The 19,836-nt window shown below is 69.7% G+C and carries 17 protein-coding genes; 11 read left to right on the top strand and 6 right to left on the bottom strand.

Translation table 11 applies throughout. The annotated features are described in order from the left end of the window. Nucleotides 1–58: 58 nt before the first annotated feature. On the bottom strand, nucleotides 59–1,210 hold the full coding sequence (locus tag ACFWZ1_RS02055; RefSeq protein WP_439665277.1) for an aldose epimerase family protein: 1,152 nt from the start codon (nucleotides 1,208–1,210) through the stop codon (nucleotides 59–61). 385 nt (nucleotides 1,211–1,595) lie between these two features. On the opposite strand from ACFWZ1_RS02055, the gene ACFWZ1_RS02050 reads away from it, so the two are divergent. The 7 genes from ACFWZ1_RS02050 to ACFWZ1_RS02020 are packed head-to-tail and all read left to right on the top strand — an operon-like array spanning nucleotide 1,596 to nucleotide 8,135. Next, nucleotides 1,596–2,321 carry a FadR/GntR family transcriptional regulator gene (locus ACFWZ1_RS02050; RefSeq protein ID WP_231323204.1) on the top strand — a complete coding sequence of 242 codons (726 nt, stop codon included), beginning with the start codon at nucleotides 1,596–1,598 and terminating at the stop codon, nucleotides 2,319–2,321. Then, complete coding sequence (locus tag ACFWZ1_RS02045; RefSeq protein WP_439665276.1) at nucleotides 2,318–3,241, top strand: 2-dehydro-3-deoxygalactonokinase; 924 nt, start codon at nucleotides 2,318–2,320, stop codon at nucleotides 3,239–3,241. The genes ACFWZ1_RS02050 and ACFWZ1_RS02045 overlap by 4 nt, the downstream gene beginning before the upstream one ends. Continuing rightward, on the top strand, nucleotides 3,238–3,885 hold the full coding sequence (locus tag ACFWZ1_RS02040) for a 2-dehydro-3-deoxy-6-phosphogalactonate aldolase (RefSeq protein WP_439665275.1): 648 nt from the start codon (nucleotides 3,238–3,240) through the stop codon (nucleotides 3,883–3,885). The genes ACFWZ1_RS02045 and ACFWZ1_RS02040 overlap by 4 nt, the downstream gene beginning before the upstream one ends. Continuing rightward, nucleotides 3,882–5,030: a galactonate dehydratase gene (gene dgoD / locus ACFWZ1_RS02035; protein WP_439665274.1), complete on the top strand. Its 1,149-nt coding sequence runs from the start codon at nucleotides 3,882–3,884 to the stop codon at nucleotides 5,028–5,030. Before ACFWZ1_RS02040 ends, dgoD begins: the two co-directional genes overlap by 4 nt. A gap of 2 nt (nucleotides 5,031–5,032) precedes the next feature. After that, nucleotides 5,033–5,794 carry an SDR family NAD(P)-dependent oxidoreductase gene (locus tag ACFWZ1_RS02030; RefSeq protein WP_439665273.1) on the top strand — a complete coding sequence of 254 codons (762 nt, stop codon included), beginning with the start codon at nucleotides 5,033–5,035 and terminating at the stop codon, nucleotides 5,792–5,794. Further along, nucleotides 5,791–6,747: an SMP-30/gluconolactonase/LRE family protein gene (locus ACFWZ1_RS02025; RefSeq protein ID WP_439665272.1), complete on the top strand. Its 957-nt coding sequence runs from the start codon at nucleotides 5,791–5,793 to the stop codon at nucleotides 6,745–6,747. The genes ACFWZ1_RS02030 and ACFWZ1_RS02025 overlap by 4 nt, the downstream gene beginning before the upstream one ends. Then, a complete protein-coding gene (locus ACFWZ1_RS02020; RefSeq protein ID WP_231323194.1) occupies nucleotides 6,744–8,135 on the top strand; it encodes a sugar porter family MFS transporter in 1,392 nt (463 codons plus the stop codon). The genes ACFWZ1_RS02025 and ACFWZ1_RS02020 overlap by 4 nt, the downstream gene beginning before the upstream one ends. Before the next feature lie 48 nt (nucleotides 8,136–8,183). On the opposite strand, the gene ACFWZ1_RS02015 is transcribed toward ACFWZ1_RS02020, so the two are convergent. From ACFWZ1_RS02015 to ACFWZ1_RS02005, 3 genes are all read right to left on the bottom strand, one after another. Next, the gene (locus ACFWZ1_RS02015; RefSeq protein WP_439665271.1) at nucleotides 8,184–8,378 is read right to left on the bottom strand and encodes a hypothetical protein; all 195 of its coding nucleotides are present in this window, start codon (nucleotides 8,376–8,378) and stop codon (nucleotides 8,184–8,186) included. Between the two features lie 179 nt (nucleotides 8,379–8,557). Beyond that, complete coding sequence (locus tag ACFWZ1_RS02010) at nucleotides 8,558–10,642, bottom strand: beta-agarase (RefSeq protein ID WP_439665270.1); 2,085 nt, start codon at nucleotides 10,640–10,642, stop codon at nucleotides 8,558–8,560. A gap of 46 nt (nucleotides 10,643–10,688) precedes the next feature. After that, complete coding sequence (locus ACFWZ1_RS02005; protein WP_231323190.1) at nucleotides 10,689–12,011, bottom strand: APC family permease; 1,323 nt, start codon at nucleotides 12,009–12,011, stop codon at nucleotides 10,689–10,691. A gap of 263 nt (nucleotides 12,012–12,274) precedes the next feature. Here ACFWZ1_RS02005 and ACFWZ1_RS02000 point away from each other — a divergent pair, with 263 nt between their 5' ends. Further along, nucleotides 12,275–13,231: a UPF0104 family protein gene (locus tag ACFWZ1_RS02000; RefSeq protein ID WP_439665269.1), complete on the top strand. Its 957-nt coding sequence runs from the start codon at nucleotides 12,275–12,277 to the stop codon at nucleotides 13,229–13,231. A 65-nt stretch (nucleotides 13,232–13,296) separates the two neighbouring features. After that, a complete protein-coding gene (locus tag ACFWZ1_RS01995; RefSeq protein WP_439665268.1) occupies nucleotides 13,297–13,929 on the top strand; it encodes a LysE family translocator in 633 nt (210 codons plus the stop codon). Between the two features lie 11 nt (nucleotides 13,930–13,940). Here ACFWZ1_RS01995 and ACFWZ1_RS01990 read toward each other — a convergent pair whose 3' ends face one another. Next, nucleotides 13,941–15,944, bottom strand: a complete 2,004-nt coding sequence (locus ACFWZ1_RS01990) for a protein-L-isoaspartate(D-aspartate) O-methyltransferase (protein ID WP_439665267.1) — start codon at nucleotides 15,942–15,944, stop codon at nucleotides 13,941–13,943. A 141-nt stretch (nucleotides 15,945–16,085) separates the two neighbouring features. Between ACFWZ1_RS01990 and dinB the strand changes: the two genes are divergently transcribed. Together dinB and ACFWZ1_RS01980 are read left to right on the top strand one after the other, a co-directional pair. Continuing rightward, entirely contained in the window at nucleotides 16,086–17,180 is a 1,095-nt protein-coding gene (dinB, locus tag ACFWZ1_RS01985; RefSeq protein WP_439665266.1) for a DNA polymerase IV, read from the top strand. Between the two features lie 19 nt (nucleotides 17,181–17,199). After that, complete coding sequence (locus tag ACFWZ1_RS01980; protein WP_439665265.1) at nucleotides 17,200–17,874, top strand: hypothetical protein; 675 nt, start codon at nucleotides 17,200–17,202, stop codon at nucleotides 17,872–17,874. A gap of 106 nt (nucleotides 17,875–17,980) precedes the next feature. Here the strand turns inward: ACFWZ1_RS01980 and lpdA are convergent, their stop codons facing one another. Beyond that, nucleotides 17,981–19,825, bottom strand: a complete 1,845-nt coding sequence (lpdA, locus tag ACFWZ1_RS01975) for a dihydrolipoyl dehydrogenase (RefSeq protein WP_439665264.1) — start codon at nucleotides 19,823–19,825, stop codon at nucleotides 17,981–17,983. Nucleotides 19,826–19,836: the final 11 nt, after the last annotated feature.

Here is a 19,836-nt window from a genome sequence, read left to right as displayed (position 1 = left end):
CAGGCAAACGCTCCCCGTGGGCGCCGCTCGCGGCACCCTCGGGACGTGACGGGCCGGGTCAGCGCGCGCCGCGCGCCGGCTCGGTGGTGAAGCGATAAACGATCAGGTTGCGGTAGGTCTGCCCCGGCGCCAGCCGGGCCGAGCCGAACGCCGGCTGGTTGGGCGTGTCCGGATACAACTGCGGTTCGAGCACGAACGCATCGCCCTGGCGGTACACGTGCCCGCCGGTGCCGACCGTGGTGCCATCGAGGAAATTGCCCGAGTAGAACTGCAGGCCCGGCTGCGCCGAACTCAGCGTCAGCACGCGGCCGGACTTCGGATCCTCCACGCGCGCGACCATGCGCGGCGCGGCGGCGGCCTCTCGGCTGATCACCCAGTTGTGGTCGTAGCCGTGGCCATTGAGCAATTGCGGATCATGGGTGCGGATGTCGCGGCCGATCGGCTTGGCCTGGCGGAAATCGAACGGCGTGCCGGCAACCTTGCGGATCTCGCCGGTGGGGATGGAGCCGGCATCGACCGGCAGGTAGGCGTCGCCCGGAATGGTCAGACGCTCGTCCATCACGCTGCCCGAGCCTTCGCCCGACAGGTTCCAGTAAGCGTGATTGCTCAGGTTGACGATGGTTGGCCGGTCGGTGGTCGCGCGGTACTCGATCGAGAGCCGGTCCTTGTCGTCCAGCGTGTAGACGGCCGACACCTCGAGCTTGCCGGGATAGCCCATGTCGCCGTCGGGGCTGACGTGGGTCAGCGTGACGCTCGCCTTGTCGGTGTCGTGGTTCACGGCATCGACGGTCCAGAGCACCTTGTCGAAACCGCGGGTACCGCCGTGCAGCGAATTGGGGCCGTTGTTCACCGGCACCTGGTAGGTCTTGCCGTCGAGCGCGAAGCGGCCCTTGGCGATGCGGTTGGCATAGCGGCCCACCGTCGCGCCGAAGTACTGCGGATGGTCCAGGTAATCCTTGAACGAGGCGTAGCCGAGCGCGATGTTTGCGAAGTGCCCATCGCGATCGGGCACGCTGAGCGACTGCAGGCTCGCGCCGTACGCGATCACCCGCGCCTTGAGGCCGTGCGCGTTGGTCAGCACGACCGCCTCCACCGGCTTGCCGTCCGGCATCGTGCCGAAGGTTTCGCGCGTGGCCGTCGTGCCTGCATGCGCCGTCATCGACAGCGCCACGAGGCCGAGCATCGAACCGATCCACCCTGCACGTCGCATGTCCCCAAAGCCCCTTCCACGGTGTTCGAAGTGGAGGCATGCAAGCACATTGTATGATTATCGTGCAAGTGTTCGGACGTACGAAAATTTTCTTTGTGCAGCGCGGCATTGCGTGCGCGCAGAGCCTTCCGGTTAGGCGCTTTCGCATGGCGTAGCCACCTGCGGCGACGACATCGGTCATCCGGGCGATTGCTGGCTTTGTTGCAATTTCCGCATCGCGTCATCGACGCTTTCGCAACCCGCCGACGAAGCTCGAAAAAAATGCGCTGTCGCACCTTGGCAGGACGCGCATCCAGTGCTTATAGTCGATTTGTATGACAAACAGTCCGGGCGCCGGAAGCGCCCGCCCGCAAGCGTCGAACTATCCATCCTGGAGCCGCAGTTCATGAGGAAGACGAGCGCAGTCCGCAGCCTCTACGGGCACGTCATGCACGAGCTCGGGCAGCGCATCGTGGGCGGCAAGGTCAAGCCCGGCGAAGTGCTGCCGCGCGAGGAGACGCTCGCCGAAAGCCTGCAGGTGAGCCGCACCGCGTTGCGCGAGGCGCTCAAGGTGCTTTCGGCCAAGGGCCTGATCGAGTCGCGCACCGGCGTCGGCGCGCGCGTGCTCGACCCGCGCCACTGGAACCAGCTCGATGCGGACGTGCTCGCCTGGCGCTGCGCCTCGATGCCCACCGACGATTTCGTCGACAAGCTGGTGGAGATGCGCGAGGTGATTGAACCGGCCGCCGCCGCGGCCGCCGCGCGCCGACGCACCGCCGAGCAGCTCGCCGCGATCGATGCGGCCTTCCGCGCGATGGACGCCGCGCAGACGCTCGATGCGTGGACCGCCGCCGACCTGCAGTTCCACGACGCGGTGCTGCACGCCACCGGCAACGAACTCCTGCAGTCGCTGTTCTCGGTGATCGAGACGGCGCTGGGCACGTTCTTCACGCTATCCGCGCGCACCGCGGGCGACTTCAAGTATTCGCTGCCGCATCACCAGAAAGTGCTCGAGGCGATCCGCCGCAAGCAGCCGGAGGTGGCGCGCAAGGCGATGCACGCGATGATCGCCGACTCGCAGGCGAACCTGCAGCACAGCCGCGGCCGCGCCCGCAAAAAGGCCAAGGCGTGAGCACGCCGCTGGTCGGCCTGGACTGGGGCAGCACGCGGCTGCGCGCGTACCGCTTCGACGAGGCGGGCCAGGTGGCCGAAACGCGTGCGTTGCCCTGGGGCAGCCGACAACTGCCGGCGGGTGGTTTCGTCGAAGCCTTCGCGCAAGCGGTCGAAGGCTGGCCGCGCGCACCGGTGCTGGCCTGCGGCATGGTCGGCAGCCGCGGCGGCTGGCGCGAGGCGCCCTATCTGGATACGCCCTGCCGGCTCGATGCGCTGGCCGGCGCGCTGACCGCGGTGGGCGCACCCGACGGGCGCACCGTGCACATCGTGCCGGGCCTGCGCGATCCGGCCGGGCCGGACGTGATGCGCGGCGAGGAGACCCAGATCGCAGGCGTGCTGGCGCAGGCATCGCTGCCCATCGGGGACGTGCGGCTGCTGATGCCCGGCACGCACAGCAAGTGGGTGCACGTGAGCGATGGAGCCGTCACCGGTTTCACCACCGTGATGACCGGCGAGCTGTTCGCGCTGCTGCGCGGGCATTCCGTCCTCGGCGCCGGGCTGCCCGACGGCGGCGCGGACGAGGAGGCGTTCGCGCTCGGCGTCGCCGCCGCAAGGACGTCCGGCGCGGCCGGCGGCCTCTCGCGGTTGTTCTCCGCGCGCGCCCTGATGCTCGAAGGCGCCCTGGCGCCGGCGTCGGTCGCGGACTTCCTTTCCGGGCTGCTGATCGGCGATGAGCTGCGCATGGCGCTGGCCGCCGGCTGGGCGATGCCCGACGCGCCGGTGCAACTGGTCGGCGAGGACGCGCTCTGCGCCCGCTACCGCCAGGCCGCCCCGGCGTTCGGCCTGATTCTGCAACCCACCTCCGGCTCACTCGCCGCGGCGGGCCTCTGGCGGGTCGCGACGGCGGCCGGCCTGCTCCACGGACGCATCCACGCATGAACGACTTCAAGACCTGGCTCGAACCGCTGCCGCTGGTCGCCATCCTGCGCGGCCTGCGCCCCGACGAGGTGCCGACGGTGGGCGACGCGCTGGCCGAGGCCGGCTTCCGCATCCTGGAAGTACCGCTCAATTCGCCACAGCCGCTGGAAAGCATCCGCCGCATGGCCGAGCGCTACGGCGCCGAGCGGCTGGTCGGCGCCGGTACCGTCCTCGATCCGGCGTCGGTGCGCGACATCGCGGACGCGGGCGGACGCATCGTGGTGATGCCGCACGCCGACCTGGCGGTGATCCGCGCCGCCAAACAGGCCGGGCTCTATTGCGTGCCGGGCGTCGCCACGCCGACCGAGGCGTTTGCCGCGCTCGCCGCCGGCGCCGACGCGCTGAAACTCTTCCCCGCCGAGCAGGCCTCGCCGACCGTGCTCAAGGCCTGGCGCGCGATCCTGCCGCCGGGCACCGCGGTGCTGCCGGTCGGGGGCGTCGCGCCCGACACCATGGGTCCGTGGCTCGCAGCCGGCGCGGCCGGCTTCGGCATCGGCTCCTCGCTCTACGCGCCGGGTCGCGCGGCCGACGACGTCGGCGCGCGCGCGCGGGCCTTCGCACAGGCCTGGCGGCGCCACCTCGATTCGCAAAGGTCCAACGCATGAAGATCACCCGCCTCACCACCTTCGTCGTGCCGCCTCGCTGGCTGTTCCTGCGCATCGATACCGATGCGGGGATCTGCGGCTGGGGCGAGCCGATCGTCGAAGGCCGCGCGCACACCATCGCCGCCGCGGTGGACGAACTGTCCGACTACCTCATCGGCAAGGACCCGCGGAACATCGAAGACCTGTGGGCCGTGATGTACCGCGGCGGCTTCTACCGTGGCGGCCCGGTGCTGATGAGCGCGATCGCCGGTATCGACCAGGCGCTGTGGGATATCAAGGGCAAGCACCTGGGCCAGCCGGTGCACGCACTGCTCGGCGGGCCGGTGCGTGATCGCATCCGGGTGTATTCGTGGATCGGCGGCGACCGCCCGGCCGACACTGCGCGCGCGGCGAAGGATGCGGTGGCGCGCGGCTTCACCGCGGTCAAGATGAACGCCACCGAGGAAATGCAGTACGTCGACACCCACGACAAGGTCGAGCAGGTGCTCGCCAACGTGCAGGCGGTGCGCGACGCGGTCGGCCCGCACGTCGGCCTGGGCCTCGATTTCCACGGCCGGGTGCACAAGCCGATGGCCAAGGTGCTGATGCGCGAGCTGGCGCCGTACAAGCTGATGTTCATCGAGGAGCCGGTGTTGTCCGAGCATCTCGAGGCCCTGCCGGAACTGGCCGCGATTTCGCCCGCGCCGATCGCCCTGGGCGAGCGGCTGTACTCGCGCTACGACTTCAAGCGCGTGCTGGCGATCGGCGGCGTCGACATCCTGCAGCCCGACCCGTCGCACGCCGGCGGCATCACCGAGACGCGCAAGATCGCCTCGATGGCCGAAGCCTACGACGTGGCCATCGCGCTGCACTGTCCGCTGGGGCCCATCGCGCTGGCGGCCAACCTGCAACTGGATGCGGTTTGCCACAACGCCTTCATCCAGGAGCAGAGCCTGGGCATCCACTACAACGCGGGCAACGACCTGCTCGACTACGTCAGCGACCGCAGCGTGTTCGCCTACCAGGACGGCTTCGTCACCATTCCCGGCGGCCCCGGCCTCGGCATCGCGGTGAACGAGGACTACGTGGCCGAGCGCGCGTCGGCCGGCCATCGCTGGCGCAACCCGGTATGGCGCCACGCCGACGGCAGCGTGGCGGAGTGGTGAGCATGGCCTTCGCCACCTATCCCAGCCTGATCGACCGCACGGTATTCGTCAGCGGAGGCGCGACCGGCATCGGCGCGTCGTTCGTCGGGCACTTCGCGCGGCAGGGCAGTCGCGTCGCCTTCATCGACCTCGACCGTGCGCACGGCGAGGCGCTCTGCGAGGCGCTGGCCGATGCCCGCCACCGGCCACTGTTCCTGCCCTGCGACGTCACCGACCTGGACGCGCTCGGCGCGGCGATCGCGCAGGCGCGCGCCGCGATGGGGCCGATCGGCGTGCTGGTGAACAACGCCGCCAACGATGTGCGGCACGCATTCGGCGACACCACGGGCGAGGACTTCGACCGCAACGTGGCGGTCAACCTGCGCCACCAGTATTTCGCCACCCAGGCGGTGCGCGAGGACATGCGTCGCCTGGGCGGCGGCTCGGTGATCTGCCTGGGCTCGACCGGCTGGATGAAGAAGAACGCCGGCTACCCGATGTACGCCATGGCCAAGGCCGCGGTACGCGGGCTGGTCAACGGCCTGGCGCGCGAGCTCGGCCACGACCGCATCCGCATCAACGCGCTGGTGCCCGGCTGGGTGATCACCGAGAAGCAGCGCCGGCTCTGGCTCGACGCCGAAGGCGAGGCCGAAATCGCCCGTGTGCAGTGCCTGCCCGGCTACCTGATGGCCGACGACCTGGCCCGCGCGGCGCTGTTCCTGGCCGCCGACGACAGCCGCATGTGCACCGGACAGGACTTCATCGTGGACGGCGGCTGGGTATGAACGCGTCGGCGGTGGTCGCGCTCCACGCCGGCAACACGCTCGGCGAAGGCATCGTGTGGTGCAGCCGCGAGCAGGCGCTGTACTGGACCGACATCCAGGCGGCGACCCTCTGGCGCTTCCGGCCGCGCGATGCGCGTGCCGATCAATGGACGATGCCCGAGCGGCTGGCCTGCATCGCGCTGTGCGAGGCCGAGGGCTGGCTGCTGCTCGGGCTCGCCTCGCGGCTGGCGTTCTTCCACCCCGCCAGCGGGACGCTCGCACCGATCACGCCCGTGGAAGGCGGCCTGCCGACGCGCCTCAACGACGGCGCCTGCGACCGCCAGGGACGGTTCGTGTTCGGCACGCTGCACGAACCGCCAGCCGGAGGTGCCCGCGAGCCCGTGGGCAGCTTCTGGCGCCTGAATGCGGACCTCTCCCTTGAACGCCTTGACCTGCCCGGCGTGGCGATCAGCAACAGCGTCGCGTTCAGCCCGGACGGACGCACGCTCTACTACTGCGATTCGCCTGCCCGCGCCATCCAGTGCTGCGACTATGGCGACCGTTGCGGTTCGCCGCGCACCTTCGCGCGCCTCGATGATCCACGCGGAGAACCGGACGGTTCGGCGGTGGATGCGGCCGGCAACCTGTGGAACGCGCAGTGGGGCCTGGGCCGTGTGGCGTGCTACACGGCTGGCGGCCGCCTCGATCACTGCATCGACATACCCGCCTCGCAGCCGACCCGTCCCGCCTTCGGCGGACCGGATCTTGCGGTGCTCTACGTCACCAGCGCGCGCGAGGGCCTGGACGCCGCAGCGCTCGCCTCGCAACCGTCCGCCGGTGCGCTGTTCGCGGCACCGGCGGGCACCACCGGCCTGCCGGAACCGCGTTTCGCCGGCACGCCGCCGCGGGTATCGGTGCACCCAGGTACCGCAGCCGGCGCCCTCCACCTCGCTTCCGGGGAAGCCCACCCATGAACAGCAACGCCCTTGCCACACCTCTTGCGCAGCCCCGGACGGCGGCGCTCTTCACCTGCATTCTCGCGGCGCTGGCCGGATTGATGTTCGGCCTGGACATCGGCGTCATCTCCGGCGCGCAGCAGTTCATCCAGAGCGATTTCGGCATCAGCGACCGCGCCCTGGAATGGATCGTGAGCGCGATGATGTTCGGCGCCGCGGTGGGCGCACTGGGCGCGGGCTGGCTGTCGGTGCACCTGGGCCGCAAGCGCTCGCTGATCCTTGGCGCGGTGTTGTTCGTGATCGGATCGCTGCTGTGCGGCATGGCCTGGTCGCCGGCCACGCTGATCGCCGCGCGCGTGGTGCTGGGCCTGGCGATCGGCCTGGCCACCTTCGCCGCGCCGCTGTACCTGGCGGAGGTGGCGCCCGAGCACATCCGCGGCGCGATGATCTCGACCTACCAGCTGATGATCACCATCGGCATCCTGGTCGCGTTCCTTTCCGACACCGCCTTCAGCTACACCGGCTCGTGGCGCTGGATGCTTGGCGTGATCGCGATCCCCGGCTTCCTGTTCCTGCTCGGCGTGCTGCTGCTGCCGGACAGCCCGCGTTGGCTGATGATGCGCGGCCGTCGCGAGGAGGCCATCGGCGTGCTGAACCGGCTGCGCGGCGACGCGGCCATCGTCGAGCGCGAGGCGGCCGACATCGAGGAACAGCTCAAGACTCCGCAGCGCGGCTGGCATCTGTTCCTGGAGAACCGCAACTTCCGCCGCTCGGTCGGGCTGGGCGTGCTGCTGCAGCTGATGCAGCAGTTCACCGGCATGAACGTGGTGATGTACTACGCGCCGCGCATCTTCCAGACAATGGGCTACGACACGGCCGCGCAGATGTGGTTCACCGCGCTGGTCGGCCTGACCAACGTGCTGGCGACCTTCATCGCCATCGCGCTGATCGACCGGGTGGGCCGCAAGCCGATCCTCTACGCCGGCTTCGCGGTAATGGCGATTGGCCTGGGCGTGGTCGGCACGATGATGCACGGCGGCATCGCCACTCATGCGGCGCAGATCTTCACCGTGGCGATGCTACTGGTGTTCATCGTCGGCTTCGCGATGTCCGCCGGCCCGCTGGTGTGGACGCTTTGCTCGGAAATCCAGCCGCTCAAGGGCCGCGACTTCGGCATCGGCTGCTCCACGATCACCAACTGGGTCTGCAACATGATCGTGGGTTTCACCTTCCTCAGCCTGCTCAACGGCATCGGCAACGCGGCCACGTTCTGGCTCTACGCGGCGCTCAACGTCGTCTTTCTCGTGCTTACCGTGTGGCTGGTCCCCGAGACCAAGGGTGTCACGCTGGAGCAGATCGAGCGCAACCTGATGCATGGGAAGCGGCTGCGCGAGATCGGCCGCTAGTCGACGGAGAAACCCGACGGGGTGGCCTCCACCCCGTCGGCGCCCGCATCAATGCCGGGGCATATACCAGGCCAGCACGTCGCGGGCCTGTCTGAGGTCCAGTGGCGGGCATTGCCCGATATCGCCACCGGAAAGGATCGACTGCGCACGCATGCAGATCCGGGTCTCTTCCGGGTCCACGGGAGCGGACAGCCGTCCCCATTTGGGTTCGTTGTGGGGGGTGATCGCGAATACGGCGTTCATGCCTGGGTTCCTCCCTTGCAGGCCGATGGCCAATGGCGGAGCGGCAAGCTCCGTGCAGGCGCCCGACGCCCGTCGAGGCCGCTTGGCCGCATCCAGTATCGACCGGTGCCGTGAAGCGGCCGGCAAGCTTCCGTGGCCGCAGGCTCACCCAGGGAAACGCCGGTTCCGGGGACCCGGCGCTAGGGAGTTTTCCGCACGCTCGCGTTCGCGTTTCGCACCGTCCTCACGAAGGCGGCGAAAGGGATGTCGGTGATGCCGATCAATCCGAAGTGGGCGTTCTCGCCGTCGAGCAGGCGCCCGCTCACCGGTTCGTCAGCGTACTGGAACCAGTGCGCACCCACGATCGCCGGATCGGTGGCCGCTGCGGCCAGGAAGCGCGCATACGCCTCGCCGCGCCGGGCCTCGTTCCATACCGCCACCGGGCCTGCGCCGAAGGGGCCGCGGTCGATCGAGCCGAACGAGAACTCGCTGACCAGCACCGGCTTGTCGAGTTGGTGCAGCGCGACCAGATCCATTCCATGCTGTGGCAGGTCGGCGTAGACGTTGATGCTCACCACGTCGCACCACTGCGCGCAGGCGGCCACGGCCTCGGGCGTGCGCACCGCGAAGCGACCACCGAGAAACAGGTGGTGTGGGTCATGCCGGCGCAGTGCCTGCGCAACCGTGCGGAAGTAGCGGTCGGCATAGGCGCGCAGCCAGGCGCTGTAGTCCTGGGCGATGGCCTGGTGGGCCTCGCTTGGCAGGGGCGCCTGGAAACCGGCCTGTTCCAGCGCTTCCCAGCGGGTCACGCCGATGCCCCAGGCCACCCCTAAGCGCAGTGCATCGCCGTACTTGCGCATGAGCATGGCGATGAACGCCTGCTTCGCCGGACTGCGCGGCTCGCCGCGCAGAGTGCCCAGCGCCAGCGCCCAGCGGCCCTGCGCACCGGGGGACGCCCAGGCCAGTTCGTTGTCGGCGAAGTAGCCGAGCAGCCAGCGATCCTCGCGCACGCCTTCGGCGGCCTTGGCGACGGCTCGTTCGGTGGCCGCTGCAAAGTGCGGATCGAACGGATCGGGCATGCGGCCCCACCAGTCGTAGCCGGTGGCGACGTTGGCATAGTCGCCGGCGATGTTGATCGAGCGGGTGTAGGCCAGGCCGTGGCCGCGCGCGATGGTTTCATCGCTCCAGTCGCCCAGCGTGTTGAAGCCCCAGGCAAGCAGCCGCTGTCGCGTGCGTTCACGCCACGCTTCACGCCATCGCACGCCGTCCACGCGGTAGAGGTTGGCCGCATAGAAGTCGAACCAGCGGCCATGGTTGTAGGTAAGGCCGCCGGCCGCGCCGGTGTCGCGGCGGCTGTCGTCCTCGCCGTAGAACGCCTGCCAGGCGCCCGTGGCCGGCGGCCGGCCGGTGAACATCCACTCGCGGCCTTGCACGTAACTGCGCCCGCCATCGGGCGCTACCGCGTTCACGCCCAGCGAGAAGAACGGGTGGCCGTCAGGCGCCACCAGCTGCCAGCGGCCACGAAGCTTGCGCGTGTGGAACCAGCCAGCGGCCGAGGTTTGGCCATCCGGCGGTCCATCGCCTCGATCACCGGGCGTGCCGCCCAGCTGCGCACGTTCGCGCACATGCGCGCTGCGTAGCGCGGCATCGCTGTGGACCTTCTCCGGCCACTGTCCCCGCGTGTACTGGCCGTACCGGTCGACGATCCCGGCGTAGACGTCGTGGAGCGTGTCGCCAGCGGCCGCGCCCGGCGTACCGACGAGCAATACCTGCGCGGCCTGCGGCGCGGGAATGGAGAGCTGCACGGCGCGTATGGCCTGGAGCGACGGCGCGCCCTCCACCGTGGTGGCCAGCAGGACACGCTGGCCACCGAGTTGCACCGGCATCGGCGGGCCGGCCTGCATGCCGAAGGCGCGCGGCGAGGTCGCGTGCAAGGGAACGACGAGGGTCTGCGGCGGGCCGGCGGGCAGGCCCACCGTCGCCTTCAGGTGGGCGCCTGCCGCGCCTTCGATGTCGATCGACAGGGTGACCGCCCAGGGCATCGCGTTCTGCACGCTGACGCGCAGTTCGCCCTCGCCAGGCCAAGGGCGCGCCGGGCTGAAACGCACGTTCGGCTGCGCGGACGGCTCGAAGGTGTACCGGCGCATCGTTTCGCCGGCGACCTGCTCCTCCGCGCCGGCCCGGACATGGGACAGACCAACCTGCAAACCGGCCGCACCGGCGGGCGACTCCGCCCGGCATGCAATCGACAGGATCAGGCAGACCAGTGCAGCGCTCGTCCTCATGGCCACCAGTGTCGCTCACCGCTCCGCACGGGACGTGCAGGAGCGCTCACGCCCCGCTGCGTTCGAGCCAGCGCCAGCCGTAATAGGCGGGAATGCCGCAGGCAATGATGACCAGGCTCATGCCGGCATCGCTAGGGTTGTGGATCGCCGTGGCGCCGATCACGCACAGCACGGTCACCACGAAGATCATCGGCAGCCAAGGATAGAACGGCACGCGGTAGGGCGAGGGCTCGGTGAGGTAACGGCGGTACCAGAACAGCGTGGCGATGCTGCAGGCGTGCGCCAGCCACTCGCCGACGGTGGTGTAGTCCAGCAGCTGGTTGAAGCTGCCGGACACCGCCAGCACGATCGCCCATGCGCCCAGCGTGGCCAGCGCCACCTGCGGCGCGCGGCTCTGCGGCTCGATGCGCCCCACGGCGGAGAAGAACATGCCGTCGGCGCCCATCGTCTGCAGCACGCGCGCGCCGCCGGCGATGGCGATGTTGCAGTAGCCGAAGGTGGAGCAGGCGATGCCCAGCGCCATCAGCGTGGCGCCGCGGTCGCCGAGCAGCCGGCGCAACAGGTCGGCGGCCGGCGCGGTACTGAAGGCCAGGCCCGCATGGCCCAGGCCGGCCAGGTAGGCAAAGTTGGCCAGCACATAGGCGATCATCACGCCAGCCATGCCCAGCCCCAGCGCGATCGGCAGCGTGCGTTGCGGGTTGCGCACTTCGCCGGCCAGGTCGTTGAGGTAGTGGAATCCGCCATAAGTGAACAGCACCGGCAGCAGCGCGCCGAACAGCGCGCCCGCGGGGACGTCCCGCCCGGGATCGGCGGCGAGCGTCACGCCCAGGTGGCCATCGGCCAGCACCACGCCGGCCACGACCAGCAACGCGATGGCGGCGAGCTTGAGCACGGTGAAGATGTTCTGCACCCAGGCGCCGGCGCGGATGCCGAACAGGTTCACGCCGACGATGAAGGCGATCGCGCCGGCGGCCACGGGCTTGATGTACAGCAACGACAGGCCAAGCGCCGCGCAGAAGTACTGCGCGAAAATCGTCGCCACCGCGGCGACGCTGCCCGGGTAGTTGATCAACGCCATCGTCCAGCCGAACAGGAACGCGGGCAGCTGGCCGAACGCTTCGCGCAGGTAGATGTAGCTGCCGCCCGCCTGCGGACGCCGTGCACCGAGCTCGGCATAGCTCAGCACGCCGGTCAGGGTCAGCAGGCCGCCGACCACCCACAGCGCCAGCAACTCCCAGCCCGAACCGGTGCGCTGGGCCAGCGTGGCCGGGGTACTGAAGATGCCGGCGCCGATCACGCCGCCGATGACGATCATCGCCGCGTCCCAGGTACCCAGGCGGCGCAGGTAGGTATTCGATTCGGTGCTCATGCGTGGAGAAGGCATCGTCGGCGGCGGGAGCGGCAACGATAGCGTGAGTTGGCGTTGGGGTTCAGCCACTGGCGCACGATGCATCCCCGTTCCCGCAGGAGCGCACGGTGCGCGACCGCGAGCCACGGGCAGCGCGAAGTGGGCGCTCCGCGCGGTCGCGCACGGGTGCGCTCCTACAAGCCAGGGGGCGGAACCCGCTACCCTTGGCGACATGACGATCCCGCACCCGCGGCCCCTTGCGCATGCGCCGTAAGGTTGGGCCGATGTCCGCACTTCCCTCCCCTCTTGCCGACCCCGGTGCGCGCCGCTGGCTGCGCGGGTTGTCCTGGTTCGCGTCGGCGTTGCTGCTCGCCCTGGCGGCGTGGCTCCTGCACCGTTATCTGGGCGCGATGCGCTGGCGCGACGTGGCGGCGGCGCTGGCGCAACTGCCGCGCACGCACGTGGCAGGCGCGGTGGTGGCAACGGCGATCAGCTTCGCCATGCTGGCCACGTTCGACGTGCTGGCCGCGCGCCGCGTGGCCCCGGCGCGCGCATCGACCGGGTTGGCAGCCTTCGCGGGCTTCGCGGCGCACGCGTTGTCCAACACGCTCGGCTTCCACGCCGTGACTGGTGGCGCGGTGCGCTACCGCATCTACGCCACCGCGGGACTGGGCGCAGGCGACATTGCGCGCGTGGTCGGGCTGGCGACGCTGGGCGTGGGGCTGGGCTACGCCGTGCTGGGCGCGGCCGGCCTACTGATGGAACCGGCGATCGCCCTCGGCTGGGGGCGCACCGCTGGCGTGGTCATCGTGCTGCTGCTGGCCAGCCTGGCGTTGTGGCTCGCGCGGCCACGCAGCCTGCGCGTGGGTCGCTGGACGATCGCTCTGCCGGGCTCGGGCGCCGCGCTGCTGCAGATGCTGGTCGGTGGCGTGGAGATGAGCGCCGCGATCGGCGCGATGTACCTGCTGCTGCCTCCGGAAATCGCGCCGCCGTTCGCCGATTTCGTGCCGGTCTACCTGACCGCGTTGCTGGCCGGCATCGTCAGCCATGCCCCCGGCGGTCTGGGCGTGTTCGAAGCGATCCTGCTCGGCGCCTTCCCCGCCCAGGCGCGCGCCGACGTGCTGGCCGGCCTGCTCTGCTACCGGCTGGTCTACAACCTGCTGCCGTTCGTCGTGGCGGCGCTGTCGCTGGCCGCGTTCGAGGCGCGCCGGCGCAACGCACCCCCGACACCGCATTCCTGACCGCGGCACATGCCGCCGCCTCGGGCCCGGCCGTATCCTGCGCGCTTTCGCCGCGGAGCCGCGCCATGCCGGATGCCAGCCACCTGCTCGCTTTCGCCCTGATCGCGCTGGGCCTGGTGCTCACGCCGGGGCCGAACATGATCTACCTGATCTCGCGCTCGATCTGCCAGGGGCGCGCGGCGGGGCTGGTGTCGCTGGCGGGGGTGGGCCTGGGCTTCATCGCCTACATGCTGTGCGCGGCCTTCGGCATCACCGCGCTGGTGTTCGCGGTGCCCTACGCCTACGACGCACTGCGCATCGGCGGGGCCGTGTACCTGCTGTACCTGGCCTGGCAGGCGCTTAGGCCCGGTGGCCGCTCGCCTTTCCAGCTGCGCGAGCTGACGCCCGACAGCCCGCGTCGCCTGTTCGCGATGGGCCTGCTCACCAACCTGCTCAACCCGAAGGCGGCGATGCTCTATCTCTCGCTGCTGCCGCAGTTCGTCGTGCCCGGCCGCGGCAGCGTGCTTGCGCAGTCGGTGGCGCTCGGCTTCACGCAGATCGCCATCAGCCTCACGGTCAACGCAATGATCGTGCTGGCGGCCGGTTCGATCGCCGCATTCCTGGGCGGACGCCCGCTATGGCAGGCGCTGCAACGCTGGCTGATGGGCACGGTGCTGGCCACCTTGGCGGTGCGCATGCTGGCGCAGGGTCGCCGCTAGCGTCGCAACGTTCAGAGGCCGAACGGCCAGGTGTCGGCGGCGCCGCTGCGCGGCTCCTCGCCCAGCGGTTCGACCGCGTGGGTTTCGTCGAACCAGGTATAGCCGTCGAACTGGCGGGGCATCGAGCATTCGACGTAGTGGCTCCAGCGCTCGGTGTCCGGTCGGTAGATCACGCCGATGAAGCGCTCCAGTCGGCCGGTGGCCAGACGCCCGCACAGCTCGCGGTTCGCACCCTCGCGCAGGTCGAGCAGGCAGCGCGGCCGCCCGGCGTCATGGAACAGGCGCTCGTAGCTGTCGTTGCGCGAGGGCAGCACGCCCATCACTTTCATCGGTTCGTCCCAGTCGTCCGCCGCGGCGACCGTGCCGGTGTGCGTGCCGAAGCCCAGCAGCACCGCATCGGTGCCGAAGCGCTGGCGGCAAAGCTGCCCGAGGTTGAGTTCCTCGCGCACCTGGCCCATCTCGGTGTGGCGCGCGTCGCCGATGTGCGAGTTGTGCGCCCAGACCACCGCCTTCGACCGCGGACCGGCGGCGGCGAGCAGGTTTTCCAGCGTCTCGAACATGTGGCTGTCGCGCAGGTTCCACGACTCGGCGGAGCCGTAGTACATCGCGCGGTAGTAGGCCTCGGCGTTGCTGACCAGGCGTGCGTTCTGCGCCGCGTCCAGGAAGTGCTCGCCGTCGGCGTGGGCGTACTCCATCCGGCGGGAAAGCAGCTCGCGCAACATCTGCACCACCGCTTTCTCGCACAGCGGGTAACCGGCATTCAGGGCCATGCGGCCGTACTGTGCCGGCTCCTTGCTCCAGGGCATCAGGCAGCCGTAGCGGTGCCGCGCCACCTGCGCGGTTTCCGGGTCGACCTTGTCCAGGTAATCGATCACCGCGCGGATCGAGCTGTCCAGGCTGTACAGGTCCAGGCCGTAGAAGCCGGCCTGCCTGGCGGCGGGCTTGTCGCGGTTGTAGTCACGCAGCCAGTCGATGAAGCGGGCGACGTCCCGGTTGCGCCACATCCACGTCGGGAAGCGCTGGAAGATCGGCTCCTCGTGCGTGGCGGGACGGCCACGCACGTAGCGGTCCAGCACCGCCGCATCGGGCCAGTCGCCTTCCACCGCCACGATGGTGAAGCCGTGCGCCTCGATCAGCCGGCGGGTGATCGCCGCGCGGGCGCGGTAGAACTCGCTGGTGCCATGGCTCGCTTCGCCCAGGAGCACGACACGCGCATCGCCGTAGCGGTCGTACAGCCGTCCAAACGCCGGGTCGTCGAATTCAGGCAAGGCCTCGGCCGCGGCGCGGATCATGGCCGGCAACGTGCCGCCATCGCCCGGCGCGCGGACGGCGACGGGTTCCATCCGCGGCGGCGCGATGGCTTCCTGCTCGCTCCAGCCGTAACTGCCCACCAGCGGCACGAAACGCACTTCGTCCAGCGGCTCCTCCTCGAAGCGGTCCTCCGCCAGGCGGGTCACCTTTACCAGCCGCTGGCGGTTGAGCGTCTCACCGACCGGCATTACCAGCCGTCCGCCGATCGCCAGCTGCCGGCGCAGCACATCCGGCACCGCCGGGCCGCCGGCCGCGGCGATGATCGCGTCGAAGGGCGCCGCTTCCGGCCAGCCACCGCTGCCGTCGCCCAGGCGCAAGCGGATGTTGCGGTAGCCCAGCGTATCGAAGCGCTGTTGCGCGAGGTCGACGAGCTGGGCGTGGCGCTCGATCGCGTGCACGCGGGCGGCCAGCGCCGCCATCACCGCCGCGGCATAGCCGGAGCCCGCACCGATCTCCAGCACGCTGTCGCCCTCGTGCAGTTCGGCCGCCTGCAGCATGCGCGCGACGATGAATGGCTGCGAGATGGTCTGTCCGGCTTCGATCGGCAGCGGCGAGTCCTCGTACGCGAACTCGTGCATGCTCCCGGCCACGAACGCCTCGCGCGGGATCGTGCCCATCGCTTCGAGCACGCGCGCATCCGTGATGCCGCGCCCGGCCAGCTGGCGCTCGACCATGCGCTGGCGTTGCTCGGCGTAATCGGTCATGGCGAGCCTCCGGGATGCGACGCCACGGTAGCCCCGGCGCTATCAATCGCATGTCAAGCCGTGCAACCGCGTGGCGGGGCCGATTGCCGCGCGGTCGCGCCGGTCGCCTAGAATCGCCACCAGTCATCCCCGGTTTCCATCGTGTCCTCCACCCCGCGCAAGATCCTGCATATCGACATGGACGCGTTCTACGCGTCGGTGGAGCAGCGCGACGATCCGTCGTTGCGCGGCAGGCCCGTGGTGGTGGCGTGGCGCGGGGCGCGCTCGGTGGTCTGCGCGGCAAGCTACGAGGCGCGGGTGTTCGGCGTGCGTTCGGCGATGCCGGCGGTGCGGGCGGAACGGCTGTGCCCGCAGGCGATCTTCGTACCGCCGGATTTCACCCGCTACAAGGCAGTGTCGCGGCAGGTGCGGGCGATCTTCGCGCGGCACACCGAACTCATCGAACCGCTGTCGCTGGACGAGGCCTACCTGGACGTGACCTCCAGCAGGAACGGGCTGGCGTCTGCCACGGCGACGGCCGAGGCGATCCGCGCGGCGATCCGCGAGGAAACGAATCTGACCGCTTCGGCCGGCGTGGCGCCGAACAAGTTCCTGGCCAAGATCGCCTCGGACTGGCGCAAGCCCGATGGATTGTTCGTGATCCGTCCGCACCAGGTCGAGGCCTTCCTGGCGCCCCTCGCCGTCGGACGCCTGCCCGGGGTGGGCAAGGTCATGGAGGGCAAGCTCGCCGCGATGGGCGTGGCCACCGCCGCCGACCTTCGGCGGGTGGGCGAGGCCGGGCTCGAGCAGCGCTTCGGCCGCTGGGGCCGGCGCCTGCACCAGCTTTCGTGGGGTATCGACGAGCATCCGGTGCAGCCGGACCGGCTCACCCTGCAGGTGTCCGCCGAGGACACCTTCGAAAACGACCTCACGCTGGACGAGCTGGAACCGCACATTCGCCGCCTGGCCGAGAAAACCTGGGCCGGCCACCAGCGCGAGCAAGGGCGCATCGCGCGCACGATCGTGCTCAAGCTCAAGACCGCCGACTTCCGCACGCTGACCCGCAGCTTCTCGCCCGCCACCCTGCCCGTCACCGCGCACGAGCTGGCCGAGCTCGCCTGCGCGTTGCGCGCACGGGTCGAGCACCCCGCCGGCACCCGCTACCGGCTGGTCGGCGTGGGACTGGCCGGCTTCGTCGACCGCGACCACTTTGCCGCGCAGCGCGACTTGTTCGAAACTGCCGCGCCGCGCGACTGACCCCCAACAAGGACAACCTATGCACCTGGAACTGCCCAAGGCTCGCGTGGAATCGCTGAAGGACTTCCTCAAGCATTACCTGATGATCGTGCTGAGTATCCTCACCGCGCTGGGGCTGGAGGCGTGGATCGAGCATACGCACCATGCGCACGCGGCCGAGACGGCGCGCGCGCAGATCGAAGCCGAGATTCGCGCCAACCTGGCGGAAGTAAAGTTCTCGCTCGCCCAGGACGAGCGGCAAGCCCGGGCGCTGGCTAAGATCCGCAATGCGCTCGTGGAGGACTTCAAGGCACGGGCGCCGGACGATGCCGTAGCCCGGCACGTGCAATCGCTGGTCGCGCTGGAAGGTTTCAACCTCAACCTGCGCTGGCCCAGCCTGCGCCAGGAAGCCTGGGACGTGGCCGTAGCCAACCAGTCGGCCAGCTGGATCGACGACGCCCACATGCGCCGCTATGCGGCGGCCTATGCCGGGCAACGGGACATGGTCACGACACTGAGCGCGAACCTGGCGCTGGTGATGAACGGTCCGCGCATGGTCGATGCGATGACCGACATGCGCATCGGCACCGTGCAACCGCGTGAATTCCTGCACGTGATCGGACAGATGACCTTGATGCTGGACCAGGCCAAGAACAATCTGGTGACCTTGCAGGACCGCTTGCAGGCGGCGCTGGCCGAGGCACAGGCGCACTAGGCGATCTGCCGGTCCACCGCTTTCGAAGCAACCGACGGATGCGCCACAGGGCAAAAAAAAAGCCAGCCGCCCGGTGGCGACTGGCTTCCCGTTCGCTTGAGCGGCGCTATTTCTTCTTCGGGATGTACAGGTCCGTGATGGTGCCCTCGTAGACCTCCGCCGCCATCGCGACCGACTCGCTCAAGGTCGGGTGCGGGTGGATGGTCAGGGCGATGTCGGCCGCCTCGGCACCCATCTCGATGGCCAGGGCCAGCTCGGAGATCAGGTCGCCGGCGTGCGGGCCGACGATGCCCGCGCCGACCACGCGGTGGGTTTCCTCGTCGAACAGCAGCTTGGTGAAGCCTTCGGTGCGGTCGATGCCGATCGCGCGGCCGGAGGCGGCCCAGGGGAACTTGCCCACGCCGACCTTGAGACCCTTTTCCTTCGCCTCGCGCTCGGTCACGCCGACCCAGGCAATTTCCGGGTCGGTGTAGGCGACCGACGGGATCACGCGGGCGTCGAAATGACTCTTCATGCCGGCCACCACTTCGGCGGCGACGCGCGCCTCGTGGGTTGCCTTGTGCGCCAGCATCGGCTGGCCGACCAGGTCGCCGATGGCGAAGATGTGCGGCACGTTGGTGCGCAGCTGCGTGTCGACGTTGATGAAGCCGCGATCGGTCACCGCCACGCCCGCCTTGTCGGCACCGATCTTGTTGCCGTTGGCGGAGCGGCCCACGGCGACCAGCACGCGGTCGAACACGGTGGTGTCGGGAATGCTGTCGCCTTCGTAGCGGACTTCGATACCCTTCTTGGTGGCCTTGGCCTCGATCACCTTGGTTTTCAGGTGCACGCCCTTGAGCTTGCCGCCGAGGCGCTTGGCCAGCGGCTTGACCAGGTCCGCGTCGGCGCCGGGGATCAGCTGGTCCATGAACTCGACCACGGTCACTTCGCTGCCCAGGCCCGCATACACCGTGGCCATCTCCAGGCCGATGATGCCGCCGCCGACGACCAGCAGCTGCTTCGGTATGTCGTTCAGCTCCAGCGCGCCGGTGGAATCCATCACGCGCTCGTCGTCCCACGGGAACATCGGCAGGCGCACGGCCTGCGAGCCGGCGGCGATGATGGCGTGCTCGAATCGGATCAGCCTGGTGCCCTCGGCCGTCTTTACTTCCAGCTCGTGCGGAGAGACAAAGCTGCCCGTGCCCTGCACGGTGCGCACCTTGCGTTGTTTGGCCATGCCGGCCAGCCCGCCGGTGAGCTTGCCGACCACCTGTTCCTTGAACTTGCGCAGCTTGTCGAGCTCGATCTTGGGCTTGCCGAAGGTGACGCCGTGGGCGGCCATCGCGTCGGCCTCGTCGATCACGGCCGCGGCGTGCAGCAGTGCCTTCGACGGGATGCAACCGACGTTGAGGCAGACGCCGCCCAGGCTCGCGTAGCGTTCGACCAGCACGGTGTCGGCGCCCAGGTCCGCGGCGCGGAAGGCGGCGGTGTAGCCGCCGGGGCCGGAGCCGAGGACGACGAGCTTGCATTCGAGGTCAGGGGTTCTGGACGATGCCGCTGCCGCGTGCGGCACCTTCGCTTCCTCTCCCCGGCGGGGAGGGGATTGCGGTGAGGGGACGGGGCTTGCGGGAGCGGCGGTAGGCGCGTTCGCTTCGTTGCCGGGCTGTCGCGAGGGCGCCCCCTTACCCTGGCCCTTTTCCCCCGCCTTGTTTCCATCCGGGGCAGAGGGAGAAGCCTCGGCTTCGAGCGTGAGGATCACCGCGCCCTCGGACACCTCGTCGCCCACCTTCACCTTGACGTCCCTGACCACGCCAGCGGCGCTGGAAGGCACTTCCATCGTGGCCTTGTCCGACTCCAGCGTGATCAGGCTCTGTTCCTTCTCCACGCGGTCGCCGGCTTTCACCAGAACCTCGATCACCGGCACGTTGTCGTGGCCGATGTCGGGGACTTTCACTTCGATCGTGTTCGCCATGGCCTCGGCCT

It is taken from the genome of Frateuria sp. GZRe14 (assembly GCF_051900395.1).
Lineage (GTDB): Bacteria > Pseudomonadota > Gammaproteobacteria > Xanthomonadales > Rhodanobacteraceae > Frateuria_A > Frateuria_A edaphi.
This window is presented reverse-complemented; position numbering and strand designations above follow the sequence as displayed.